Annotated in this window: 26 protein-coding genes (1 of these 26 cut by a window edge); 25 read left to right on the plus strand and 1 reads right to left on the minus strand. The window is 44.4% G+C overall.

Features of this window, described 5'->3' with window-relative positions; translation table 11 throughout:
• The 12 genes from BAMF_RS20405 to rsmI all read left to right on the plus strand — a co-directional run.
• Positions 1 to 134: the final stretch of a 5-bromo-4-chloroindolyl phosphate hydrolysis family protein gene (locus tag BAMF_RS20405; RefSeq protein ID WP_013350741.1), read on the plus strand. It extends 481 nt beyond the left edge of the window; 134 of the gene's 615 nt are visible here — the last part of the coding sequence; its start codon lies off the left edge, out of view; the stop codon is at positions 132 to 134.
• Positions 135 to 149: 15 nt separating this feature from the next.
• On the plus strand, positions 150 to 1265 hold the full coding sequence (locus BAMF_RS20410; protein WP_013350742.1) for a toxic anion resistance protein: 1116 nt from the start codon (positions 150 to 152) through the stop codon (positions 1263 to 1265).
• A gap of 77 nt (positions 1266 to 1342) precedes the next feature.
• Complete coding sequence (locus BAMF_RS20415; RefSeq protein ID WP_013350743.1) at positions 1343 to 2776, plus strand: aminotransferase class I/II-fold pyridoxal phosphate-dependent enzyme; 1434 nt, start codon at positions 1343 to 1345, stop codon at positions 2774 to 2776.
• Positions 2773 to 3411, plus strand: coding sequence for a dTMP kinase (tmk, locus tag BAMF_RS20420; protein WP_013350744.1), 639 nt, complete (start codon positions 2773 to 2775; stop codon positions 3409 to 3411). Before BAMF_RS20415 ends, tmk begins: the two co-directional genes overlap by 4 nt.
• A 70-nt stretch (positions 3412 to 3481) precedes the next feature.
• Positions 3482 to 3811, plus strand: a complete 330-nt coding sequence (gene darA / locus BAMF_RS20425) for a cyclic di-AMP receptor DarA (protein ID WP_004264734.1) — start codon at positions 3482 to 3484, stop codon at positions 3809 to 3811.
• A gap of 12 nt (positions 3812 to 3823) precedes the next feature.
• Positions 3824 to 4264, plus strand: coding sequence for a YaaR family protein (locus BAMF_RS20430; protein ID WP_013350745.1), 441 nt, complete (start codon positions 3824 to 3826; stop codon positions 4262 to 4264).
• Between the two features lie 11 nt (positions 4265 to 4275).
• Complete coding sequence (holB, locus tag BAMF_RS20435) at positions 4276 to 5265, plus strand: DNA polymerase III subunit delta' (RefSeq protein ID WP_013350746.1); 990 nt, start codon at positions 4276 to 4278, stop codon at positions 5263 to 5265.
• A gap of 2 nt (positions 5266 to 5267) precedes the next feature.
• Complete coding sequence (ricT, locus tag BAMF_RS20440) at positions 5268 to 6095, plus strand: competence/sporulation regulator complex protein RicT (RefSeq protein WP_013350747.1); 828 nt, start codon at positions 5268 to 5270, stop codon at positions 6093 to 6095.
• Positions 6096 to 6109: 14 nt separating this feature from the next.
• The gene (gene yabA, locus BAMF_RS20445) at positions 6110 to 6469 is read left to right on the plus strand and encodes a replication initiation-control protein YabA (RefSeq protein ID WP_013350748.1); all 360 of its coding nucleotides are present in this window, start codon (positions 6110 to 6112) and stop codon (positions 6467 to 6469) included.
• Between the two features lie 60 nt (positions 6470 to 6529).
• Positions 6530 to 7273 carry a tRNA1(Val) (adenine(37)-N6)-methyltransferase gene (locus BAMF_RS20450; protein WP_013350749.1) on the plus strand — a complete coding sequence of 248 codons (744 nt, stop codon included), beginning with the start codon at positions 6530 to 6532 and terminating at the stop codon, positions 7271 to 7273.
• Positions 7260 to 7559 (plus strand): GIY-YIG nuclease family protein, encoded by a 300-nt coding sequence (locus BAMF_RS20455; protein ID WP_013350750.1) that lies wholly within the window; start codon positions 7260 to 7262, stop codon positions 7557 to 7559. Before BAMF_RS20450 ends, BAMF_RS20455 begins: the two co-directional genes overlap by 14 nt.
• Positions 7534 to 8415 (plus strand): 16S rRNA (cytidine(1402)-2'-O)-methyltransferase, encoded by an 882-nt coding sequence (gene rsmI / locus BAMF_RS20460; protein ID WP_013350751.1) that lies wholly within the window; start codon positions 7534 to 7536, stop codon positions 8413 to 8415. The genes BAMF_RS20455 and rsmI overlap by 26 nt, the downstream gene beginning before the upstream one ends.
• 48 nt (positions 8416 to 8463) lie before the next feature.
• Here rsmI and abrB read toward each other — a convergent pair whose 3' ends face one another.
• On the minus strand, positions 8464 to 8754 hold the full coding sequence (gene abrB, locus BAMF_RS20465) for a transition state genes transcriptional regulator AbrB (RefSeq protein WP_169510469.1): 291 nt from the start codon (positions 8752 to 8754) through the stop codon (positions 8464 to 8466).
• Positions 8755 to 9236: 482 nt separating this feature from the next.
• On the opposite strand from abrB, the gene metG reads away from it, so the two are divergent.
• From metG to glmU, 13 genes are all read left to right on the plus strand, one after another.
• Positions 9237 to 11228, plus strand: a complete 1992-nt coding sequence (metG, locus tag BAMF_RS20470; RefSeq protein WP_013350752.1) for a methionine--tRNA ligase — start codon at positions 9237 to 9239, stop codon at positions 11226 to 11228.
• Between the two features lie 76 nt (positions 11229 to 11304).
• On the plus strand, positions 11305 to 12072 hold the full coding sequence (locus BAMF_RS20475) for a TatD family hydrolase (protein WP_014469598.1): 768 nt from the start codon (positions 11305 to 11307) through the stop codon (positions 12070 to 12072).
• A 134-nt stretch (positions 12073 to 12206) separates the two neighbouring features.
• Complete coding sequence (locus tag BAMF_RS20480) at positions 12207 to 13526, plus strand: G5 and 3D domain-containing protein (RefSeq protein WP_014471348.1); 1320 nt, start codon at positions 12207 to 12209, stop codon at positions 13524 to 13526.
• Positions 13527 to 13660: 134 nt separating this feature from the next.
• Positions 13661 to 14224, plus strand: a complete 564-nt coding sequence (gene rnmV, locus BAMF_RS20485) for a ribonuclease M5 (RefSeq protein WP_013350755.1) — start codon at positions 13661 to 13663, stop codon at positions 14222 to 14224.
• The gene (rsmA, locus tag BAMF_RS20490; protein ID WP_013350756.1) at positions 14214 to 15095 is read left to right on the plus strand and encodes a 16S rRNA (adenine(1518)-N(6)/adenine(1519)-N(6))-dimethyltransferase RsmA; all 882 of its coding nucleotides are present in this window, start codon (positions 14214 to 14216) and stop codon (positions 15093 to 15095) included. The genes rnmV and rsmA overlap by 11 nt, the downstream gene beginning before the upstream one ends.
• A 173-nt stretch (positions 15096 to 15268) precedes the next feature.
• The gene (gene yabG, locus BAMF_RS20495) at positions 15269 to 16144 is read left to right on the plus strand and encodes a sporulation peptidase YabG (RefSeq protein ID WP_013350757.1); all 876 of its coding nucleotides are present in this window, start codon (positions 15269 to 15271) and stop codon (positions 16142 to 16144) included.
• A gap of 210 nt (positions 16145 to 16354) precedes the next feature.
• Positions 16355 to 16615 carry a biofilm formation stimulator Veg gene (veg, locus tag BAMF_RS20500; RefSeq protein ID WP_003218330.1) on the plus strand — a complete coding sequence of 87 codons (261 nt, stop codon included), beginning with the start codon at positions 16355 to 16357 and terminating at the stop codon, positions 16613 to 16615.
• A gap of 162 nt (positions 16616 to 16777) precedes the next feature.
• Complete coding sequence (locus BAMF_RS20505; RefSeq protein WP_011996172.1) at positions 16778 to 16966, plus strand: small, acid-soluble spore protein, alpha/beta type; 189 nt, start codon at positions 16778 to 16780, stop codon at positions 16964 to 16966.
• Positions 16967 to 17110: 144 nt separating this feature from the next.
• Positions 17111 to 17980 (plus strand): 4-(cytidine 5'-diphospho)-2-C-methyl-D-erythritol kinase, encoded by an 870-nt coding sequence (ispE, locus tag BAMF_RS20510; RefSeq protein WP_013350758.1) that lies wholly within the window; start codon positions 17111 to 17113, stop codon positions 17978 to 17980.
• A 55-nt stretch (positions 17981 to 18035) separates the two neighbouring features.
• The gene (gene purR / locus BAMF_RS20515; protein WP_013350759.1) at positions 18036 to 18893 is read left to right on the plus strand and encodes a pur operon repressor; all 858 of its coding nucleotides are present in this window, start codon (positions 18036 to 18038) and stop codon (positions 18891 to 18893) included.
• A complete protein-coding gene (gene ridA / locus BAMF_RS20520; protein ID WP_004264663.1) occupies positions 18890 to 19270 on the plus strand; it encodes a 2-iminobutanoate/2-iminopropanoate deaminase in 381 nt (126 codons plus the stop codon). The genes purR and ridA overlap by 4 nt, the downstream gene beginning before the upstream one ends.
• A 195-nt stretch (positions 19271 to 19465) precedes the next feature.
• Positions 19466 to 19759: a septation regulator SpoVG gene (gene spoVG / locus BAMF_RS20525; RefSeq protein WP_004264660.1), complete on the plus strand. Its 294-nt coding sequence runs from the start codon at positions 19466 to 19468 to the stop codon at positions 19757 to 19759.
• 190 nt (positions 19760 to 19949) lie between these two features.
• Entirely contained in the window at positions 19950 to 21320 is a 1371-nt protein-coding gene (gene glmU / locus BAMF_RS20530; protein WP_013350760.1) for a bifunctional UDP-N-acetylglucosamine diphosphorylase/glucosamine-1-phosphate N-acetyltransferase GlmU, read from the plus strand.
• Positions 21321 to 21325: the final 5 nt, after the last annotated feature.

Consider the following 21325-nt stretch of genomic DNA (forward strand, 5'->3'; position numbering starts at 1 on the left):
CCTTGAGTGAGACGAGGATGACTCTTGCGGAGCTTTCCAGAAGGCTGGAAGAGGACCTTCATGAACTGATGAAAGAAGACATCGACGATCTGCACTTTGAATTAGATATGGCAAAGCATTCATTGAGAAAATAAGATAGGGGGAAGGAAATGGCCAAAGACCGTTCCGATGATATGGATGTTCAAAATGATCAGGCTAATCCAAAGCTTGCAGATACGCTGCCGGAAGAAAAAAGAAAAGCTGCACGTCAGCTCGCTGAAAAACTGGACCATGAGAACATGCAAAGCATTGTTCTGTTTGGTTCGCAGGCGCAAACGAATCTGCTGGAATTTTCCCACACGATGATAGAGCATGTTCAAAGAAAAGATGCGGGAGAGATGGGACAGATACTTGCTGATCTGATGAGGAAGCTTGACCAGGTAAACCCTGATGATCTGCAGATGAAGAATAAAGGATTTTTCGCCCGTTTGTTTAAAAGGGTATCTGGTTCTGTGCAGGAAGTGCTTTCGAAATATCAAAAGACAAGTGTGCAGATTGAGCGTATCAGCAGAAGGCTCGAGCATTCTAAAAATGTGCTGTTGAGTGACAATAAACTGTTAGATCAACTGTACGCCCAAAATAAACAATACTTCTCTGACTTAAATCTGTATATAGCGGCGGGTGAATTAAAGTTAGATGAGCTGAAAACAAAGCTGATTCCCGAAGCGGCAAGAAAAGCCGAATCACGGGAACACAATCAAATGGCCGCGCAGGAAGTGAATGATCTTCGCCAGTTTGCCGACCGTCTGGATAAGAGAGTGCATGATCTGCTTCTGAGCAGGCAGATTACGCTTCAGAGTGCGCCGCAAATCCGTTTGATTCAAAACACGAATCAGGCACTGGCGGAAAAAATTCAGTCCTCCATTGTTACGGCTATTCCATTATGGAAGAATCAAGTTGCGATCGCGCTGACGCTTATGAGGCAGCGGAGTGCGGCAGATGCGCAGCAGAAGGCGGCTGATACGACAAATCAATTGCTGCTGAAAAACGCTGAACTTCTGAAAACAAGTACAGTCGAGACAGCCAAAGCTAATGAGCGAGGCCTTGTTGAGGCAGATACCCTCAAAAAAGTGCAGGAAAGCTTAGTCAGCACACTTGAAGAAATCATGTCTATTCAAGAAGACGGCAGGATGAAACGCAAACGTGCCGAAGAGGAGCTTGTTATCATGGAAGGCGACTTGAAAAAGAAGCTGCTTAATATGACGCTCGGCCGTGATGACGTCTAGCTGGCAAAAAGTCTTAGCTTTAAGTTGGCTCACAGGCACGATATAATAAGAAAGACAGGCAAAGGATTTGTTTAAAAATGGACACACCTTTATATACAGCGCTGCTGAAGCATGCGCACCGAAATACGTATTCTTTTCATGTTCCGGGACATCACAATGGAGATGTCTTTTTTGATGAAGCCAAATCTGTATATCAATCTCTTTTATCTATTGATATGACTGAGATCACGGGGCTTGATGACTTGCATCACCCAACGGGAGTCATCAAAGAAGCACAAGATTTGGTGAGCAGGCTTTACGGCTCTCAGGAAAGCTTCTTTCTCGTCAATGGAACGACTGCCGGCAACCTGGCGATGATTTTGGCTGTTTGTGAACCGGACGAACCCATCCTGATTCAGCGTAATTGTCACAAATCTGTTTTTCATGCGGTGGCAATGGCCGGAGCCAAGCCGGTGTATTTGGCACCGGAAATTGATAAAAATATGCATGTGCCTTCCTATGTATCCCTTTCAGTCATCGAAAAAGCGTTAGCGTCATATCCGAATGCGAAAGGCCTTGTTCTGACCAACCCGACTTACTACGGGCATGCTGCCGATTTGAATGCGGCAGTTAAAAAAGCTCATTCATACGGCGTCCCTGTACTGGTAGACGAGGCTCATGGTGCTCACTTTGTGTTGGGTGAACCGTTCCCGCCTTCATCATTGGCTATGGGGGCGGATGCAGTTGTTCAATCGGCTCACAAAACGCTTCCGGCTATGACGATGGGATCTTACTTTCATTTAAACAGCAGCCGGATTGACAGAGATCGATTAACCTATTATCTAAGCAGTTTGCAAAGCAGCAGCCCGTCATATCCGATTATGGCATCTTTAGATACGGCGCGCGCTTATATACAGGATATCGCTGAAAAAGGAACACTCCCTGTTCATATAGCGCACATTGAGCAAATAAAACGGAACTTCGCATCAATTTCTTCTATTGAAGTAATCGAGCCCTCCGGATATGGGATCAAAGCGGACCCGTTAAAACTCATTCTTCGCTCAAAGCTCGGACATTCCGGCTATTCATTACAAAATATTTTGGAGAGCGAAGGCATTTTTGCCGAGCTGGCTGACGAGTATCAAGTATTGCTCGTACTGCCGATAGGCGGCCGGCGGATGATTAAACAGGAAACCGTAAAAAACATACAGCAGAAACTGGAGAATACACCGCCCGATAGACTGCCGGAAGCAGTGGATTGGACATTCCCATCCATTACGACACTTGAATATCCGCAAAATGAAATGCGCAAGTTTGCAAAAGAGCTTACGGATATGAATAAAGCGGCCGGTCGCTTGCATGCGGGGAATATTATTCCTTATCCTCCGGGAATCCCGCTTATCATGGACGGAGAACGGATAACAGAAGAGATCGTACAAAAGCTTTCCCGTTTAATCGGCATGGATGCGCATATTCAAGGCTTGTTAAACGGGGAACAATTACTTGTTTATACAGAAGAGGAGAAATCATGAGCGGTTTATTTATTACATTTGAAGGTCCTGAAGGTGCAGGAAAAACGACAGTGCTTCAGGAAATAAAAGATATTCTGTCGGCGGAGGGGCACCCGGTGACAGCGACAAGAGAACCGGGCGGCATTGACATTGCTGAGCAGATCAGAGAAGTGATCTTAAATAAAAACAATACACTGATGGATGCCAAAACGGAAGCGCTCCTTTACGCCGCGGCCAGAAGACAGCATTTAGTCGAAAAGGTGCAGCCTGCATTGAAAGAAGGGCGCATTGTACTGTGTGATCGTTTCATCGACAGCTCACTGGCTTATCAAGGCTATGCGAGAGGACTGGGCATTGATGAAGTTTTTTCTATCAACCGGTTTGCAATTGGCGATACGATGCCTGATGTCACCATCTATTTTTCTATCGATCCGGAAGAAGGGCTGAAACGGATTACGTCGAATGATTCAAGAGAAAAGAATCGTCTCGACCTTGAGGCGCTGCATTTTCACACGAAAGTACGGGAAGGGTACCAAAAAGTCATGCAGCGTTTTCCGGAAAGATTCCATACAATCGACGCATCGAGAAAGAAGGAATTCGTCATTCAAGACGCGCTTCAGGTGATAAATGAGGCATTGAAAAAAATTCAGTTGTGACCTGTTTCTCATAAGTTGATATAATGAATGTAACGACAATGTTCTTTCCAACCTAAAGGGGGCCTAGAGAATGAAATTAATAGTGGCAGTGGTGCAGGATCAGGACAGCAACAGGCTTTTGAAAGTATTAACCGACCACAACTTCAGGGTGACGAAGCTTGCGACAACAGGCGGATTTCTTAAATCAGGCAATACGACGTTTATGATCGGAGTGGAAGATATCCGTGTCGATAAAGCGCTCAGCCTCATTAAAGAAAATGGCTGTAAACGCGATCAGATGATTGCCCCGGTATCCCCGATGGGCGGGAATGCGGATTCTTACGTTCCATATCCCGTCGAAGTGGAAGTCGGCGGAGCGACGGTCTTTGTCCTTCCGGTCGATGAATTTCATCAATTTTAAGGATTTGACGACGTGAAAATAAATTCTGACTTACGCACCTTTATTGAGAAAAAGCAGCAGCCTGCCTATAAAGTGGCAGAGCTTTCCGGAACTTTTAAAAGTTCAATGGACAGCCAAAGCAGTAAGCTGAAGTTTGATCAGCTAAGCAGGTTCTTAACGGATATAGAAACGTTCGGGAAAAGACTGACGAAATCGAGGAACTTCAAAGACTTAGCAAAATTCAAAGGGCTGGTGAAGCGTTTTGTAAAAGAGGCCGTAGACAGCGGGTTATCGCATGAGACGGCGAAAAGCTTCGACCTGTACGGCAACAGCCGGACCCTGGGACTTGTGAAAGAAATAGATGAAAAACTGATTCAGCTGACGGAAGAGATGTTGGATCAGGAAAAACCGGCAATTGATTTGCTGGATCGAATCGGAGAAATAAAAGGTTTATTGATTAACCTTTACACATAGAGAGTGATACAATGGCAATATCATGGAAGGAAATGACCGAGCAGCAGCCCAGAGTGATGCGGCTTTTGCATAATAGCATTGAAAAGAAAAGGCTTTCTCACGCATATCTGTTTGAAGGCAAAAAAGGTACGGGCAAATTGGATGCCGCACTGCTTCTCGCAAAAAGCTTTTTTTGCCTTGAAGCCGGGACTGAGCCATGCGGGGAGTGCCGGAACTGCAAGCGTATTGCATCCGGAAACCATCCTGACCTGCACGTGGTTCAGCCCGACGGACTATCAATTAAAAAGGCTCAGATCCAATCGCTGCAGGAGGAGTTTTCTAAAACCGGACTGGAATCGCATAAAAAACTGTACATTATATCCCATGCGGATCAAATGACGACAAATGCGGCAAACAGTCTGCTGAAATTTTTAGAGGAGCCGAGTCAAGACACCATCGCAATTCTCATTACTGAGCAGCTCCACAGAATACTGGATACCATCGTTTCGAGATGTCAGGTTCTTCCGTTTCAGCCGCTTCAGCCGAAAGCGATAGAAGAGAGACTGATGGAGCAGGAAGTAAGCCCTCACATGGCCAGACTCTTAGCAAATATGACAAATAACATTGCGGAAGCAGTCGAATTAAGTCGAAATGATGAGTTTGCAGAGTCCAGAGCGAAAGTGATAAAATTGTATGAAGTCTTACATCAGCGGAAAGGACATGCCTTTTTCTTCATTCAGGATCAGTGGGTGCCCTTTTTCAAAGAAAAAACCCATCAAGAAATGGGTCTTGATATGCTCTTATTGATATACCGTGATGTATTATCCATCCAAATTGGAAATGAAGATAAACTGATTTATCAAGACTTATTCCAATCAATAAAACAGCATGCGCTGCAATTTACACAACAAAGCGTTACGAACCAAATTCTCGCTGTTTTAGAAGCAAAAAAACGGCTTCATTCCAATGTGAATGCGCAGGGATTAATGGAGCACTTGGTGTTAACGTTGCAGGAGGGATAAGCTTGTACAACGTAATAGGCGTCCGCTTTAAAAAAGCGGGAAAAATTTATTATTTTGATCCGAACGGATTTGATATAGAACAGGACAGCTGCGTCATTGTTGAAACCGTAAGAGGTGTCGAATACGGACAGGTTGTCATCGCAAATAAACAAGTGGACGAGCATGATGTTGTGCTTCCGCTTCGAAAAGTCATTCGCGTTGCTGATGAACGCGATCTTCTCATTGTAGAAGAAAACAAACAAGAGGCCCTGTCCGCTTTTGAAATCTGTCAGAAAAAAGTGGCTGATCACGGCTTAGATATGAAACTGGTTGATGTTGAGTTTACGTTTGACCGCAATAAAGTCATTTTTTACTTCACAGCCGACGGACGGGTTGATTTCAGGGAATTGGTCAAAGACTTGGCTTCTATCTTTAAAACAAGAATCGAATTGCGTCAAATCGGTGTGAGAGACGAAGCGAAAATGCTCGGCGGTATCGGCCCGTGCGGGAGAATGCTTTGCTGCTCCACGTTCCTCGGTGATTTTGAACCGGTGTCCATCAAAATGGCGAAGGACCAAAATTTATCGTTGAACCCAACGAAAATTTCGGGTCTGTGCGGCCGTTTGATGTGCTGTTTGAAGTACGAAAATGATGAGTATGAGACGGCGAAAGAACAGCTACCGGATTTAGGCGAAATGATTACAACGGCAAACGGCCCCGCAAAGGTTGTCGGTCTTAATATTCTGGAACGGGTGCTTCAGGTGGAACTGAAGAATCGTGAAAAAGTGATAGAATATACTTGGGAAGAGCTCTTGGAAGAGGGCGTCGTATCCGCACAAACCACAGATTAACGAGGTGTGGAACCTTGGATAAAAAAGAGTTAATTGATACTGTCATAAACCTGGAGGAACAAATCGGTTCGCTGTACCGTCAGCTGGGTGACTTAAAGCAGCATATCGGCGAAATGATTGAAGAGAATCACCATCTGCAGCTTGAAAATAAGCATTTGCGGAAGCGGCTTGATGACACGACAGAGCAAATTGAGAAATTCAAGGCCGATCAGAAAGAAACAAAAACACAGAAGGCAGAGCAGAGTGATATAGGAGAAGGGTACGATAATCTGGCCCGGCTGTATCAAGAAGGCTTTCATATTTGCAACGTCCATTATGGGAGCGTCCGCAAGGGAGATTGCCTTTTTTGTCTGTCCTTCTTAAATAAAAAATAAGGAAAAGGCTTCCGCTGATGTCGGAAGCCTTTTTCAAAGAGTGCTGAAAGGAATAAGATTATGGTTTCATTACGTGATGATGAAAGATTGGATTACTTATTAGCAGAGGATATGAAAATTGTACAGAGCCCGACGGTTTTCGCTTTTTCGCTAGATGCCGTGCTGCTGTCAAAGTTTGCATACGTTCCGATTCAAAAGGGCAACATCGTTGATTTATGTACGGGAAATGGGATTGTGCCGCTTTTGCTCAGCACAAGGTCAAAAGCGGATATCACAGGGGTTGAAATTCAGGAGCGTTTGTATGATATGGCGCTCCGAAGTGTCGAATACAACGGTCTGGGCGGTCAGATCAGCCTCATTCATGATGATCTGAAAAATATGCCGGATAGACTCGGACATAATAAATATGACGTTGTCACTTGCAACCCGCCTTATTTTAAAACGCCGAAAGAGGCTGAGCAGAATCTGAACGAACATCTCAGAATCGCAAGGCACGAAATTCTTTGCACGCTTGAAGATGTGATTTCCGTCAGCAGCAAACTGCTGAAACAAGGCGGAAAAGCGGCCCTCGTTCATCGGCCGGGAAGGCTTTTGGAAATCTTTGAATTAATGAAAGCATACCGAATAGAACCGAAACGGGTGCAGTTTATTTATCCGAAACAAGGTAAAGAAGCGAATACCATTTTGGTTGAAGGCATTAAAGGCGGCCGCCCTGATCTCAAAATTCTTCCTCCGCTGTTTGTATATAATGAACAAAATGAATATACGAAAGAGATCCGCACCATTTTATATGGAGACGAATAGTCATTTCTTTTATGTGCTGCTGTGCAATGACAACAGTCTGTATGCCGGTTATACAAATGATCTGCAAAAACGGCTGAAGACCCACAATGAGGGAAAGGGCGCAAAGTACACAAGGGCGAGAAGGCCGGTTTCGTTATGCCATGCGGAATCATTTGAAACAAAACGGGAAGCGATGCAGGCGGAATATCGTTTTAAGCAGCTGACCCGAAAGAAAAAAGAACAATATATAGAAGAAAAACGAAGCAGCAAGGAGGCTGTATATGTTAAGTCGCCAGATGAGTTTTAACGGAAAATCCGAAATGGGAATTCTTTATCTTGTTCCTACACCGATCGGCAACTTGGAGGACATGACCTTTCGTGCAGTGGAGACGCTGAAATCGGTCGATGTCATCGCTGCCGAAGATACGAGACAGACGAAAAAGCTGTGTCACGTCTATGACATAGAAACATCTCTCACCAGCTATCATGAACATAATAAAGAAAGCAGCGGCCATAAAATCATTGAATGGCTGAAAACAGGAAAGAATGTGGCACTGGTCAGTGACGCCGGTATGCCGACAATTTCCGACCCGGGGGCTGAGATTGTAAGAGATTTCACCCAAATCGGCGGATATGTCGTTCCGCTTCCGGGAGCAAATGCGGCGTTAACCGCGCTGACCGCATCAGGTATCACCCCGCAGCCGTTTTTCTTCTATGGATTCTTAAACAGACAGAAAAAAGAAAAGAAGAAGGAACTCGAAATCCTGAAAAAACGGCAGGAAACGATGATATTTTACGAAGCGCCGCACAGGTTAAAAGAAACATTAACAGCAATGCATGCCGTTTTGGGAAATCGAAACATCGCCGTCACGAGGGAATTAACGAAAAAGTACGAGGAATTCATCAGAGGAACGATCGCCGAAGTAATTGAATGGGCAAATGAAGACCAAATCCGCGGTGAGTTCTGTCTCGTTGTCGAAGGCAATCAAGCCGCTGAACCGGATGAAGACGACAAACCCTGGTGGATGGAGCTTTCTGAAAAAGAGCATGTGGAACATTACATAAATGAAGGGGCTTCTTCCAAACAGGCCATAAAACAAACAGCGGTAGATCGGGACGTACCGAAACGCGAGATCTATGACGCTTATCACATTCAATCATAAAAAAACCGTTCTTGCGTCACAACAAGAACGGTTTTTGTATGAAATAACTTATTTTTGGTTTTGAAGCTGGTTTTGAATTTCAGAGATGATTTGCTCAGCGCCTTCTTTGCTGAGTACCAATTTGCCGCCGGCAAGTTTAAGGTTATCATCAGAGACTTCACCAGTTACTTGGCAAGTCATGTTTGGTTTATATTTTTTAAGGATGATTTTTTCATCATCAACATAAATTTCAAGAGCGTCTTTTTCTGCGATGCCCAGTGTACGGCGAAGTTCGATAGGGATAACTACGCGTCCAAGTTCATCAACTTTACGTACGATACCAGTAGATTTCATTAACAGTCTCCTCCCGAGAGATAATTATTTGTAGTTTATATTTTTCTTCGTCATTATTCGACAAAATTCCTTACATTCCTAGCATAACAAGGTTTCCAATAATCGTCAATCATTTTGTTTACTATTGTTTGTAAGAATTAGTTCTTATAGTAAGTAAAGCCTTGGAAATCCTGAAATAACAGGCTTTTTGACTGCTTTTTCGAACCTATTATCCTATGGAAAATCCTTTTAAATCAAGACTTTCGAACCAAGATGTTTTATATTAGTAGATTATATACGACAAAATTCGACATGTTAAGACTTTATTTAATTTCAATAAAAATTTTTAATTTTATTTACTCTTTTACGCGCAGTACGTATATATCCTTGATCTTAAAGGCTAAGATGGTATCATAGATAGAGGACAAATATCAATATTGTATATCAAATAAAACCGCTCTCGTCCTTTGGGCGTGAGCTTTTCGACATTCTGAATGGGAGGTTGCAACATGCCGCAAGAGAATAATACTTTTTATATTACGACCCCGATATATTATCCGAGCGGAAAATTACATATCGGCCATGCTTATACTACCGTGGCCGGCGATGCAATGGCGCGTTACAAAAGATTAAAGGGATTTGACGTTCGCTACTTAACCGGAACGGATGAACACGGACAAAAAATCCAGCAGAAAGCGGAGGAAGAGAATATCACGCCTCAAGCGTATGTAGACCGCGCTGTTGCTGAAATCCAAAAATTGTGGAAGCAGCTCGACATTTCTCACGATGATTTCATCCGGACTACGGAAAGCCGGCACAAAGAAATCATTGAGAAAGTGTTTCAAAAGCTTCTTGATAATGGTGATATTTATCTGGATGAGTATGAGGGCTGGTACAGCATTCCTGACGAAACATTCTATACTGAAACACAGCTGGTGGATGTGGAACGTAATGAGAAGGGCGAGGTTGTCGGCGGAAAAAGCCCGGACAGCGGCCACCCTGTCGAATTAATCAAAGAGGAATCATACTTCTTCCGCATGAGCAAATATGCAGACCGCCTGCTGAAGTTTTATGAAGAAAACCCTTCATTTATCCAGCCGGAATCACGCAAAAATGAAATGATTAATAACTTCATTAAACCGGGTCTTGAAGATTTGGCCGTTTCCAGAACGACGTTTGACTGGGGCGTAAAAGTGCCGGGAAATCCGAAGCATGTCGTGTATGTATGGATTGACGCATTATTCAACTATATTACAGCGCTCGGTTACGATACGGAAAATGACGAGCTTTACAAAAAGTACTGGCCGGCTGACGTTCACCTGGTCGGTAAGGAAATTGTCCGTTTCCACACCATCTACTGGCCGATTATGCTGATGGCGCTTGATCTCCCGTTGCCTAAGCAAGTTTTCGCGCATGGCTGGTTATTGATGAAAGACGGAAAAATGTCGAAATCAAAAGGAAACGTTGTTGATCCGGTAACATTGATTGAACGTTACGGCTTGGATGAGCTTCGTTATTACCTGCTTCGCGAAGTGCCGTTCGGTTCAGACGGTGTCTTTACGCCGGAAGGTTTCGTAGAACGAATTAATTATGACTTGGCAAACGACTTAGGAAATCTTCTGAATCGGACAGTCGCCATGATCCAAAAATATTTTGACGGTGAGATTGGTTCATATGAAGGAAATGTGACCGATTTTGATCAAGAGCTTTCTTCTGTAGCCGGAGAAACGGTTCAAGCTTATGAAAAGGCAATGGAAAACATGGAGTTTTCAGTAGCTTTATCAACGCTATGGCAATTGATCAGCCGTACGAACAAATATATTGATGAAACTGCTCCGTGGGTGCTGGCAAAAGATCCGGAAAAAGAAAAAGAATTACGCTCAGTCATGTATCATTTAGCTGAATCATTGCGTATTTCGGCTGTACTTCTTCAGCCTTTCTTGACGCAAACACCTGAAAAAATGTTTGCCCAGCTCGGAGTTGAGGATCAGTCTCTTAAAGCTTGGGACAGCATTCAGACATTTGGCCAATTAAAGAGCACAAAAGTGAAAAAAGGGGAACCGCTTTTCCCTCGTCTTGAAGCTGAAGAGGAAGTAGCTTACATCAAGCAAAAAATGCAGGGGACTGCTCCTGTGAAAGAAGAAAAGGCGGAAGAGCCGCAAGAAGTTGAGCGCCTTACTGAAATTACGTTTGATCAATTCATGGATACAGAACTTCGCGTTGCAGAAGTCTTGTCCGCAGAACCGGTAAAAAAAGCGGATCGTCTGTTGAAACTGCAAATTGATTTGGGCTTTGAACAGCGCCAAGTTGTATCAGGTATCGCGAAACATTACACACCGGATCAGCTTGTGGGAATGAAAATCATTTGTGTAACGAACTTAAAACCGGTAAAACTGAGAGGCGAGCTTTCTCAAGGGATGATCCTCGCAGGAGAATCTGACGGTGTCCTCAAGGTTGTAGCTGTCGATCAGTCATTACCGAAAGGCACTAGAATTAAATAATAAGGGGCAAAAGGTGTTTCACGTGTAACATTCCGTCGAACACCTTTTGTTTTTCAACAAGAAAGGAGTTTTTATGATGCTTTTTGATACACATGCGCACTTAAACGCCGAGCAATTCGACACAGATCTTGAGGAAGTCATTGCTCGTGCAAAGGCTGAAAAGGTTGAACGAATTGTCGTTGTCGGATTCGACAAACCCACTATCACGCGGGCGATGGAACTGATTGAGGAATATCACTTTATATACGCTGCGATCGGCTGGCATCCGGTAGATGCAATCGACATGACAGAAGAAGATTTAACGTGGATTAAGGAACTGTCCTCTCACGAAAAAGTCGTGGCAATCGGAGAAATGGGCCTTGATTATCACTGGGACAAATCACCAAAGGATATTCAAAAAGAGGTGTTCCGAAAACAAATCGCGCTCGCCAAGGAAGTGAACCTTCCAATCATCATTCACAATCGCGATGCAACGGAAGATGTTGTCACGATTTTGAAAGAAGAGGGGGCTGAAGAAGTCGGCGGTATTATGCACTGCTTTACGGGCAGCGCGGAGGTTGCGCGGCAGTGTATGGATATGAATTTCTATATCTCATTCGGCGGACCGGTCACCTTCAAAAATGCGAAGAAACCAAAAGAAGTGGCAAAGGAAATTCCGAATGACCGCTTGCTGATTGAAACGGACTGCCCTTTCCTGACACCGCATCCTTTCCGCGGCAAACGGAATGAGCCAAGCTACGTGAAATATGTTGCGGAACAGCTCGCTGAATTAAAAGGACTGACGTATGAAGAAATTGCTTCGATTACAACTGAAAATGCAAAAAGACTTTTCCGCATGAACTGACAGAATGCGCTGTCGTAACGTGTAAAGGCTTGTCCGATTCAGAGGATATATCAAACAGTTCTACAAGCTTCCTTCTTCTCATAAGATAGGTTGTCGATATCTCTTTCTTCCTTTTTTTGCTTTGTTTTTGCATAATGAGGGATACGCTGAAGGTTTTTGATCTTCGAGATGGGAGGGTTGACAGCATTTTAGATACTCTATATAATCTCTCCGAGGAGAAGGAGGCGTTTTTCATCACACAAAAAATGAAAAAACTGTTTTCCGTAAAGCTTGGTAAAAGCAAGGTTATTCTTATTGCAGCTATTATTCTGCTGGGAGGAACCGGGACTGCATACGGGGCGCATGAGCTCTCAAAACAATCAGTCTCTGTTTCCATCAACGGCAAGAAAAAGCAAATACGCACTCATGCAAAAACAGTTGGGGAACTTCTGGAAGATTTACATATAAAGACGAGAAATGAAGACCGGATTACCCCCTCTAAGCAGACAGCATTGGCAGACAACATGAATGTCGTGTATGAAGCTGCAAAGCAGATCCGCGTGACAAGAGGCGGAGAAGAAAAGACTTTATGGTCAACGGCAAAAACAGTCGGCGCATTTCTAGACGAACAGCATACACCTGTGAATCAGCACGATAAAATAGATCCGGCAGCAGATACGAAAGTGACAAACGGCATGAAAGTCACGGTAGATCCGGCTTTTCAGGTCACTGTAAATGATGCGGGAAAGAAAAAGAAAATATGGACGACTTCGACTACGGTCGCTGACTTTTTAACGCAGCATAAGATGGACATGAAAGACGAAGATAAAGTAAAACCGGCATTACACGAAAAGCTCACAAAAGATCAAGCCGGCATACAAATCACTCGTATCGAAAAAGTCACCGATGTAGTTGAGGAAAAAATAGCGTATCAAGTGAAAGAAAAAGAAGATGCGTCACTCGACAGCGGGGAAGAAAAGATCGTTCAAAAAGGAAAAGAAGGCAAGCTTAAAAAGCATTTTCATGTTGTTAAAGAAAATGGAAAAGAAGTATCGAGAAAGCTTGTTAAAGAAGAAACATCTGAAAAAAGCAAAGACCAGATCATTGCGGTCGGCACAAAGCGGCACAGTCCCAAGATTGAGCAGCTCAGTGCAAAGGCATCTTCGGGCGAAGCCGGATCTTCCGGTAAAGTGATTACCGTGTCTTCCACGGCATATACCGCAAGCTGCAGCGGCTGTTCCGGCCATACGGCTACAGGCGTTAACCTGACAAGTAATCCGAATGCCAAAGTCATTGCGGTAGACCCAAGCGTCATTCCGCTCGGCACAAGAGTCCACGTAGACGGATATGGGGACGCTGTGGCCGCTGACACAGGCTCGGCCATTAAAGGAAGACGGATTGATGTCTTTTTCCCTGAAAAATCTTCGGCTTACCGCTGGGGGAAAAAACAGGTCAAAATAAAAATCTTAAATTAATTCCGATTCATTCAGAGGGTTTTGCGCCCTCTGTTTTTTTCGTTATAATAGGTAAAGTGTATTTTCAGTATATTAGACGTGACATGTAAGCAAAGGTTTCGTTTTGGATATAAAAAGTTTTTTTGGAGGAAGTAATGAAAATTAAAGAAATTATTGTAGTCGAGGGACGCGATGACACCGCGCGCATAAAACTTGCCGTTGATGCGGACACGATCGAGACGAACGGTTCAGCGATCGGAGACGAAGTCATCAGGCAGATTCGGCTGGCGCAGGAAACGAGAGGGGTCATCGTGCTGACGGACCCGGATTTTCCCGGGGAAAAGATCCGGAAAACCATTTCTGAAGCAGTGCCCGGCTGTAAACACGCATTTCTGCCCAAACATCTTGCCAAACCGAAAAACAAGCGCGGAATAGGCGTTGAGCACGCATCCATTGAAAGCATCAGAGCATGTCTGGAAAATGTGCATGAAGAGATGGAGGCAAAGCCGAGTGAGATTTCAGCTGAAGATTTAATACAGGCCGGTCTGATCGGCGGGCCGGCTGCTAAAAGACGCCGCGAACGTTTGGGCGACCTGCTGAAAATCGGATATACAAACGGCAAACAGCTTCAAAAACGGCTGCAAATGTTTCAAATCAAAAGAAGTGATTTTATTGATGCGCTCGATGCTATGATGCAGGAGGAACAGGATGAACAATAAAGATATCGCGACACCTATCAGAACGAAGGAAATTCTGAAAAAGTACGGTTTCTCTTTTAAAAAGAGTCTTGGACAGAATTTCTTAATTGACACAAACATATTGGACAGGATTGTGGACCATGCAGAAATAACGGATCGGACCGGTGTGATTGAAATCGGGCCCGGAATCGGCGCGCTGACAGAGCAGCTTGCCAAACGGGCGAAAAAGGTCGTCGCGTTTGAAATTGATCAGCGCCTCCTGCCCATTCTCAATGACACGCTGTCTCCTTATGACAATGTAACGATCATTCATCATGATGTGCTGAAAGCAGACGTTAAGTCAGTTATTGAAGAGCAGTTTCAGGACTGTGATGAAATTATGGTGACGGCGAATCTCCCGTATTATGTGACGACACCGATCATCATGAAGCTTTTGGAAGAACATCTTCCGTTAAAAGGAATTGTCGTGATGCTGCAAAAAGAGGTCGCTGAGCGGATGGCCGCAGATCCTTCCTCTAAGGAGTATGGATCTCTTTCCATTGCGGTTCAGTTCTACACGGAGGCCAAGACCGTCATGACCGTGCCGAAAACGGTGTTTGTGCCTCAGCCTAATGTCGATTCCGCGGTCATCCGGCTTTTGCTGCGTGACGGCCCGGCGGTGGACGTCGACAATGAATCATTTTTCTTCCAGCTGATTAAAGCAAGCTTCGCTCAGCGCCGGAAAACTTTGCTGAACAACCTTGTGAACAATCTCCCGGGCGGAAAAGAGAAAAAACCTCAAATTGAAGAAGTCCTTCAAGAAACGAATATTGACGGAAAGCGGCGCGGTGAATCCCTGTCTATAGAAGAATTCGCGCTCCTGTCCAACGGATTGTATAAAGCCCTTTTCTAAGAAGGGCTTTTTGTTTTGCGTCACCACTTGGACTGCCGCTACATAGGCTAGAGAAGAACCTTATTCATTCAACTGCAAGAAAAGCTTGAAACATCAAGCGCCGCAGCGGAAAGAGGTGCATTTGATAAGGCTTCTTTCATGATGAGGCTTAGTCTATTTGTGGAGTGGGTAATGTGCAATTTCAAATAGGAGATATGGTAGCCAGGAAATCCTATCAAATGGATGTTTTATTTCGCATTATCGGCATAGAGCAAACAAGCAAAGGAAATTCAATTGCCATCCTGCATGGTGACGAAGTCAGATTGATTGCGGATGCTGATTTTTCTGATTTAGAGCCTGTAAGAAAAGACGAACAGGCCGTGAGAAAGCAGAAAGATGAAAGCAGGATGAATGAATCTCTCGAGCTGCTCCGCCAGGATTATAAGCTGCTTCGGGAAAAACAGGAATATTACGCGACAAATCAATATCAGCATCAGGAGCACTACTTTCATATGCCCGGCAAGGTATTGCATCTGGACGGCGATGAGGCTTATTTGAAAAAGTGCCTGAACTTTTACGAAAAAATCGGTGTGCCTGTATACGGGATTCATTGCCATGAGAAAAAAATGGCGGCCTCAATAGAGGAGCTGCTCGACAAATACCGGCCGGATATTTTAGTCATCACCGGTCACGATGCTTATTCCAAGCATAAGGGAGGCGTGAACGATTTAAGCGCCTACAGGCATTCCAAACATTTTGTCGAAACCGTTCAACGAGCGAGGCGGAAAGTCCCTCACTTGGACCAGCTGGTGATATTCGCGGGTGCCTGCCAATCCCATTTCGAGTCTTTAATCAGAGCGGGTGCGAATTTTGCAAGTTCACCGTCACGCGTCAACATCCATGCGCTTGACCCGGTCTATATTGTCGCAAAAATCAGCTTCACTCCGTTTATGGAGCGGATCAATGTGTGGGATGTCCTGAGAAACACTCTGACACGAGAGAAAGGGCTGGGAGGAATTGAAACGAAAGGTGTGCTGCGTGTCGGTATGCCGTATAAATCAAATGGATGAGTGAAAAACCCGCATAAATTTCGCTATGCGGGTTAATTATTTTACATATTGATACATAAATTACCGGAACTTGCGAAAAATAACGTAGAAATCAATAGAATTTTGTCAAAATAATTTTGTTGACAATGACTTGATAACGTTGATGTAATTTAAATTTTATTTGACAAAATTGGGCTCTTGTTGTACAATAAATGTAGTGAGGTGGATGCAATGGCGAAGACGTTGTCCGATATAAAAAGATCGCTTGATGGGAATTTAGGTAAACGGCTTACGTTAAAAGCAAACGGCGGCCGCCGAAAAACGATTGAGCGTTCGGGCATTTTAGCTGAGACGTACCCTTCTGTTTTTGTGATACAACTAGATCAAGACGAGAACTCGTTTGAAAGAGTTTCATACAGTTATGCTGATATTCTTACTGAGACTGTTGAATTGACATTCAATGATGATGCGGCAAGCTCAGTAGCATTTTAATGGGCAGTGAACCTTTTGTTTACTGCTTTTTGTTTTGCCTTCTAAAGCTCTTCTAATTATTCCCTCGAAAGTTTCAGCCGATTAAACGGAAGCTATAGATGTCACATGTTTTATCGTGGCGTGCACGAATGGTGATCAATTCTATAAAAGGGGTTGTTTCGTTTGGGCAGACGTCGTGGAGTTATGTCAGATGAGTTCAAATATGAGCTGGCAAAGGACCTTGGTTTTTACGATACGGTGAAAAACGAGGGCTGGGGAGGCATTCGGGCGCGCGATGCCGGGAATATGGTAAAGCGCGCAATCGAGATTGCCGAACAGCAGATGGCGGCTCAGAACCAAAATAACCGATAATGCAGTGGCCCGGGGGACAATCCGTTCCCCGGTTTTTTTCTATCGGCTGTCAAAATCAGCGCCAATTTCGGATAAGTACCTCCGGGTCTCCAAATGTGATACAATGTTCATACTTATGTTTAGATGGAGAAGTAGGTGAAAGCTATGCGTATTTTAGAAAAAGCGCCGGCCAAAATCAATCTGTCCCTCGATGTAACGAGTAAACGCCCGGATGGTTATCATGAAGTGGAGATGATCATGACGACAATTGATTTGGCAGATCGGATTGAACTGACAGAACTGCCCGAAAACGTGATCAGAGTGGCGTCGCATAATCGCTTTGTTCCCGATGATCAGCGGAATCTGGCTTATCAGGCAGCCAAACTGCTCAAAGAACGGTACCAAGTCAAAAAAGGCGTTTCTATTATGATTACAAAAGTGATACCTGTAGCAGCAGGGCTTGCCGGCGGAAGCAGCGATGCAGCAGCCACGCTCAGAGGGCTGAACAGACTCTGGGATTTAAAGCTTTCTGTTGAAGAGCTCGCGGAGCTTGGGGCTGAAATCGGTTCAGACGTGTCCTTCTGTGTATACGGCGGAACTGCCCTGGCAACAGGACGCGGTGAGAAGATCAGGCATATCAGTGCTCCGCCTCATTGCTGGGTCGTGCTTGCCAAACCGACGATTGGGGTATCGACTGCCGAAGTGTACCGCCGGCTGAACTTGCAGCAGGTTCGGCATCCGGATGTACAAGCGATGATTGACGCAATTGAAGAAAAAAGTTTCCAAAAGGTTTGCGGACAATTAGGAAACGTATTGGAATCGGTTACGCTCAACCTTCATCCCGAGGTGGCGATGATTAAAAATCAAATGAAACGCTTCGGCGCTGACGCGGTGTTAATGAGCGGAAGCGGACCGACTGTATTCGGTTTGGTTCAATACGAATCAAAGGTGCAGCGGATTTATAACGGGTTAAGAGGTTTCTGTGATCAGGTGTACGCGGTGCGGATGATCGGCGAACAGAATGCTCTTGATTAAATCCGTATGTTAAGTTATATTATTTTTAAATTATTCGGATTTTGGGGGTAAGTTCATGAAGTTTCGTCGCAGCGGCAGATTGGTGGACTTAACAAATTATTTGTTAACCCATCCGCATGAATTAATACCGTTAACGTTTTTCTCAGAACGGTATCAATCAGCAAAGTCATCAATCAGTGAAGATTTAACAATTATTAAACAGACCTTCGAACAGCAAGGCATTGGGACGCTGCTTACAGTGCCGGGAGCTGCCGGAGGCGTCAAATATATTCCGAAAGTAAAACAGGCTGAAGCAGAAGCGTTTATACAGGAGCTGGGACAGTCTTTAGTAAATCCTGAGCGTATCCTTCCGGGCGGTTATGTATATTTAACGGATATCTTAGGCAAACCTTCTGTCCTCTCTAATGCAGGCAGGCTTTTTGCTTCCGTTTTTGCGGAGCGGGAGATTGATGTGGTGATGACCGTTGCGACAAAAGGAATCCCTCTTGCTTACGCAGCGGCCAGTTATCTGAACGTTCCGGTTGTCATCGTACGAAAAGACAATAAAGTGACGGAAGGCTCTACAGTGAGCATCAATTATGTATCAGGGTCGTCTAACCGCATTCAAACAATGTCGCTTGCGAAAAGAAGTTTGGCCACGGGGTCGAACGTTTTGATTATTGACGACTTTATGAAAGCCGGCGGCACAATTAACGGCATGATCAGCCTGCTTGATGAGTTTAATGCGAACGTCGCGGGTATAGGCGTCTTGGTTGAAGCTGAGGGAGTGAATGAACGGCTTGTCGATGAATACATGTCGCTGCTTACCCTTTCAACCATCAACATGAAAGACAAAACGATTGAGATTCAAAACGGCAATTTTCTGCGATTTTTTAAAGAACAGCATTTAAAGAATGGGGAGACAGAAAAATGACAAAAGCAATCCATACGAAACACGCGCCGGCAGCCATCGGGCCATATTCACAAGGCATCATCGTAAATAACATGTTTTACAGCTCAGGCCAGATTCCTCTTACTGCTGAAGGAGAAATGGTAAACGGTGATATCACAGAACAAACGCATCAGGTGTTCAGCAATTTAAAGGCCGTCCTCAAAGAAGCGGGTGCTTCTCTCGAAACGGTTGTAAAAGCAACGGTGTTTATTGCTGACATGGAGCAGTTTGCGGAAGTGAATGAAGTGTACGGACAATACTTTGATGTACATAAGCCGGCAAGGTCTTGTGTGGAAGTGGCGAGACTGCCGAAAGACGCTCTCGTGGAAATTGAAGTCATTGCGCTGGTGAAATCTTAAATCTCAGAAAAGTGGTTCCGGACTCCGGAATCACTTTTTTTATGCAGTATATGATTCCCGAATATGATTTATCACCTAATTGTGTATGTATATCCTATATTTTCAAAAAAACTTTTTGAAACGTGCAGGAATTTAAAGAGAATCGTGGAATTGTTAGACTAATGCTTTTATATAGGGAAAAGGTGGTGAACTACTGTGGAAGTTACTGACGTAAGATTACGCCGCGTGAATACCGATGGTCGCATGAGAGCGATTGCATCCATCACGCTGGATCACGAATTTGTCGTACATGATATTCGTGTGATTGATGGAAACAATGGTCTTTTCGTTGCGATGCCGAGTAAACGCACCCCTGATGGAGAATTCCGCGATATTGCTCATCCTATTAATTCCAGCACGCGGGGCAAGATCCAGGATGCTGTTTTAAATGAGTACCATCGCTTGGGTGATTCTGAAGCATTAGAATATGAAGAAGCCGGGGCTTCTTAAAATAACAAAATGTAAGGACTGCTGATAAAGGCTGACACAAGGCCTTTTCCGGCAGTCCTTTTTTAAATCTGATTTTTCAGTAATAAAGCGATTACATAGAAAATTCTTGCACTTTTTGATGTCTTCTTGAAATCAACAGCTATTTAGGATATATTTTTCTATGGATAAAAGGGATATTGGAGGCCATTAAATGGATAAGCGGTTTGCAGTGATTTTAGCTGCCGGAAAAGGAACGAGAATGAAATCGAAGCTTTATAAGGTCCTTCATCCGGTATGCGGAAAGCCTATGGTAGAGCACGTCGCAGACGAAGCTCTGAAATTATCTTTAGCGAAGCTTGTCACCATCGTAGGACACGGCGCCGAAGATGTGAAGAAGCAGCTCGGACAGAAAAGCGATTACGCAATCCAAGCAGAACAGCTCGGTACGGCTCATGCAGTCAAGCAGGCAAAACCATTTCTTCACGGGGAGAAGGGTGTCACGATCGTTATTTGCGGCGATACACCGCTTCTGACGGCGGAGACGATGGAAGCCATGCTGAATGAACATACAAACAAAGGTGCGAAAGCCACGGTTTTAACGGCCGTTGCCGAAGATCCCGCCGGATACGGAAGAATTATCCGCAGCGAAGACGGCGCCGTTCAAAAAATCGTGGAGCATAAGGATGCTTCGGAGCAAGAACGTCTTGTGAAAGAAATCAACACGGGAACGTACTGTTTTGATAACGAGGCTCTTTTTCGTGTCATCGAACAGGTTTCGAATGAAAATGCCCAAGGCGAGTATTACCTGCCGGATGTTATCGAAATCCTCAAAGACGAAGGCGAAACTGTTGCCGCTTACCAGACTGGTAACTTCCAAGAGACGCTCGGAGTGAATGATAGAGTCGCTCTTTCTCAGGCTGAAATGTATATGAAAGAGCGTATCAACAAACGTCATATGCAAAACGGAGTCACTTTAATTGATCCGATGAATACGTACATCTCACCTGACGCACGTATCGGACAAGATACAGTTATTTATCCCGGAACTGTGTTAAAGGGACAAGCTGAAATCGGCGATGAATGTGTCATCGGCCCTCACACTGAGATAGAGGACAGCTCAATCGGCAGCCGTACTGTGATTAAACAATCCGTTGTCAATCGGAGCAAAGTTGGGAATGATGTAAATATCGGTCCATTTGCTCACATCAGACCCGATTCTGCAATCGGCAATGAAGTGAAAATCGGCAACTTTGTTGAAATCAAGAAAACACAATTCGGCGACCGAAGCAAAGCATCTCACTTAAGCTATATCGGTGATGCCGAAGTAGGTACGGACGTGAATCTGGGCTGCGGCTCCATCACGGTCAATTATGACGGGAAGAAAAAATATTTAACCAAAATTGAAGACGGCGCTTTTATAGGCTGCAACTCCAATCTGGTAGCTCCTGTTACAGTGGGAGAAGGCGCGTACGTCGCTGCGGGTTCAACCGTAACAGAAGATGTGCCGGGCGAAGCGCTTGCCATTGCCAGAGCAAGACAAGTAAATAAAGAAGATTATGTGAAAAACATTCATAAAAAATAATCCTA

The organism is Bacillus amyloliquefaciens DSM 7 = ATCC 23350 (assembly GCF_000196735.1).
Classification (GTDB): domain Bacteria; phylum Bacillota; class Bacilli; order Bacillales; family Bacillaceae; genus Bacillus; species Bacillus amyloliquefaciens.

Excerpts from the sequence above, each read along its gene's own strand:
- tmk (WP_013350744.1), top strand. The coding sequence starts at position 2,773 with ATGAGCGGTTTATTTATTACATTTGAAGGTCCTGAAGGTGCAGGAAAA.
- BAMF_RS20450 (WP_013350749.1), top strand. The coding sequence starts at position 6,530 with ATGGTTTCATTACGTGATGATGAAAGATTGGATTACTTATTAGCAGAG.
- BAMF_RS20475 (WP_014469598.1), top strand. The coding sequence starts at position 11,305 with ATGCTTTTTGATACACATGCGCACTTAAACGCCGAGCAATTCGACACA.
- BAMF_RS20415 (WP_013350743.1), top strand. The coding sequence starts at position 1,343 with ATGGACACACCTTTATATACAGCGCTGCTGAAGCATGCGCACCGAAAT.
- rsmI (WP_013350751.1), top strand. The coding sequence starts at position 7,534 with ATGTTAAGTCGCCAGATGAGTTTTAACGGAAAATCCGAAATGGGAATT.
- BAMF_RS20410 (WP_013350742.1), top strand. The coding sequence starts at position 150 with ATGGCCAAAGACCGTTCCGATGATATGGATGTTCAAAATGATCAGGCT.
- veg (WP_003218330.1), top strand. The coding sequence starts at position 16,355 with ATGGCGAAGACGTTGTCCGATATAAAAAGATCGCTTGATGGGAATTTA.
- rsmA (WP_013350756.1), top strand. The coding sequence starts at position 14,214 with ATGAACAATAAAGATATCGCGACACCTATCAGAACGAAGGAAATTCTG.
- ispE (WP_013350758.1), top strand. The coding sequence starts at position 17,111 with ATGCGTATTTTAGAAAAAGCGCCGGCCAAAATCAATCTGTCCCTCGAT.
- BAMF_RS20480 (WP_014471348.1), top strand. The coding sequence starts at position 12,207 with ATGAGGGATACGCTGAAGGTTTTTGATCTTCGAGATGGGAGGGTTGAC.
- BAMF_RS20455 (WP_013350750.1), top strand. The coding sequence starts at position 7,260 with ATGGAGACGAATAGTCATTTCTTTTATGTGCTGCTGTGCAATGACAAC.
- holB (WP_013350746.1), top strand. The coding sequence starts at position 4,276 with ATGGCAATATCATGGAAGGAAATGACCGAGCAGCAGCCCAGAGTGATG.
- glmU (WP_013350760.1), top strand. The coding sequence starts at position 19,950 with ATGGATAAGCGGTTTGCAGTGATTTTAGCTGCCGGAAAAGGAACGAGA.
- rnmV (WP_013350755.1), top strand. The coding sequence starts at position 13,661 with ATGAAAATTAAAGAAATTATTGTAGTCGAGGGACGCGATGACACCGCG.
- metG (WP_013350752.1), top strand. The coding sequence starts at position 9,237 with ATGCCGCAAGAGAATAATACTTTTTATATTACGACCCCGATATATTAT.
- ridA (WP_004264663.1), top strand. The coding sequence starts at position 18,890 with ATGACAAAAGCAATCCATACGAAACACGCGCCGGCAGCCATCGGGCCA.
- purR (WP_013350759.1), top strand. The coding sequence starts at position 18,036 with ATGAAGTTTCGTCGCAGCGGCAGATTGGTGGACTTAACAAATTATTTG.
- darA (WP_004264734.1), top strand. The coding sequence starts at position 3,482 with ATGAAATTAATAGTGGCAGTGGTGCAGGATCAGGACAGCAACAGGCTT.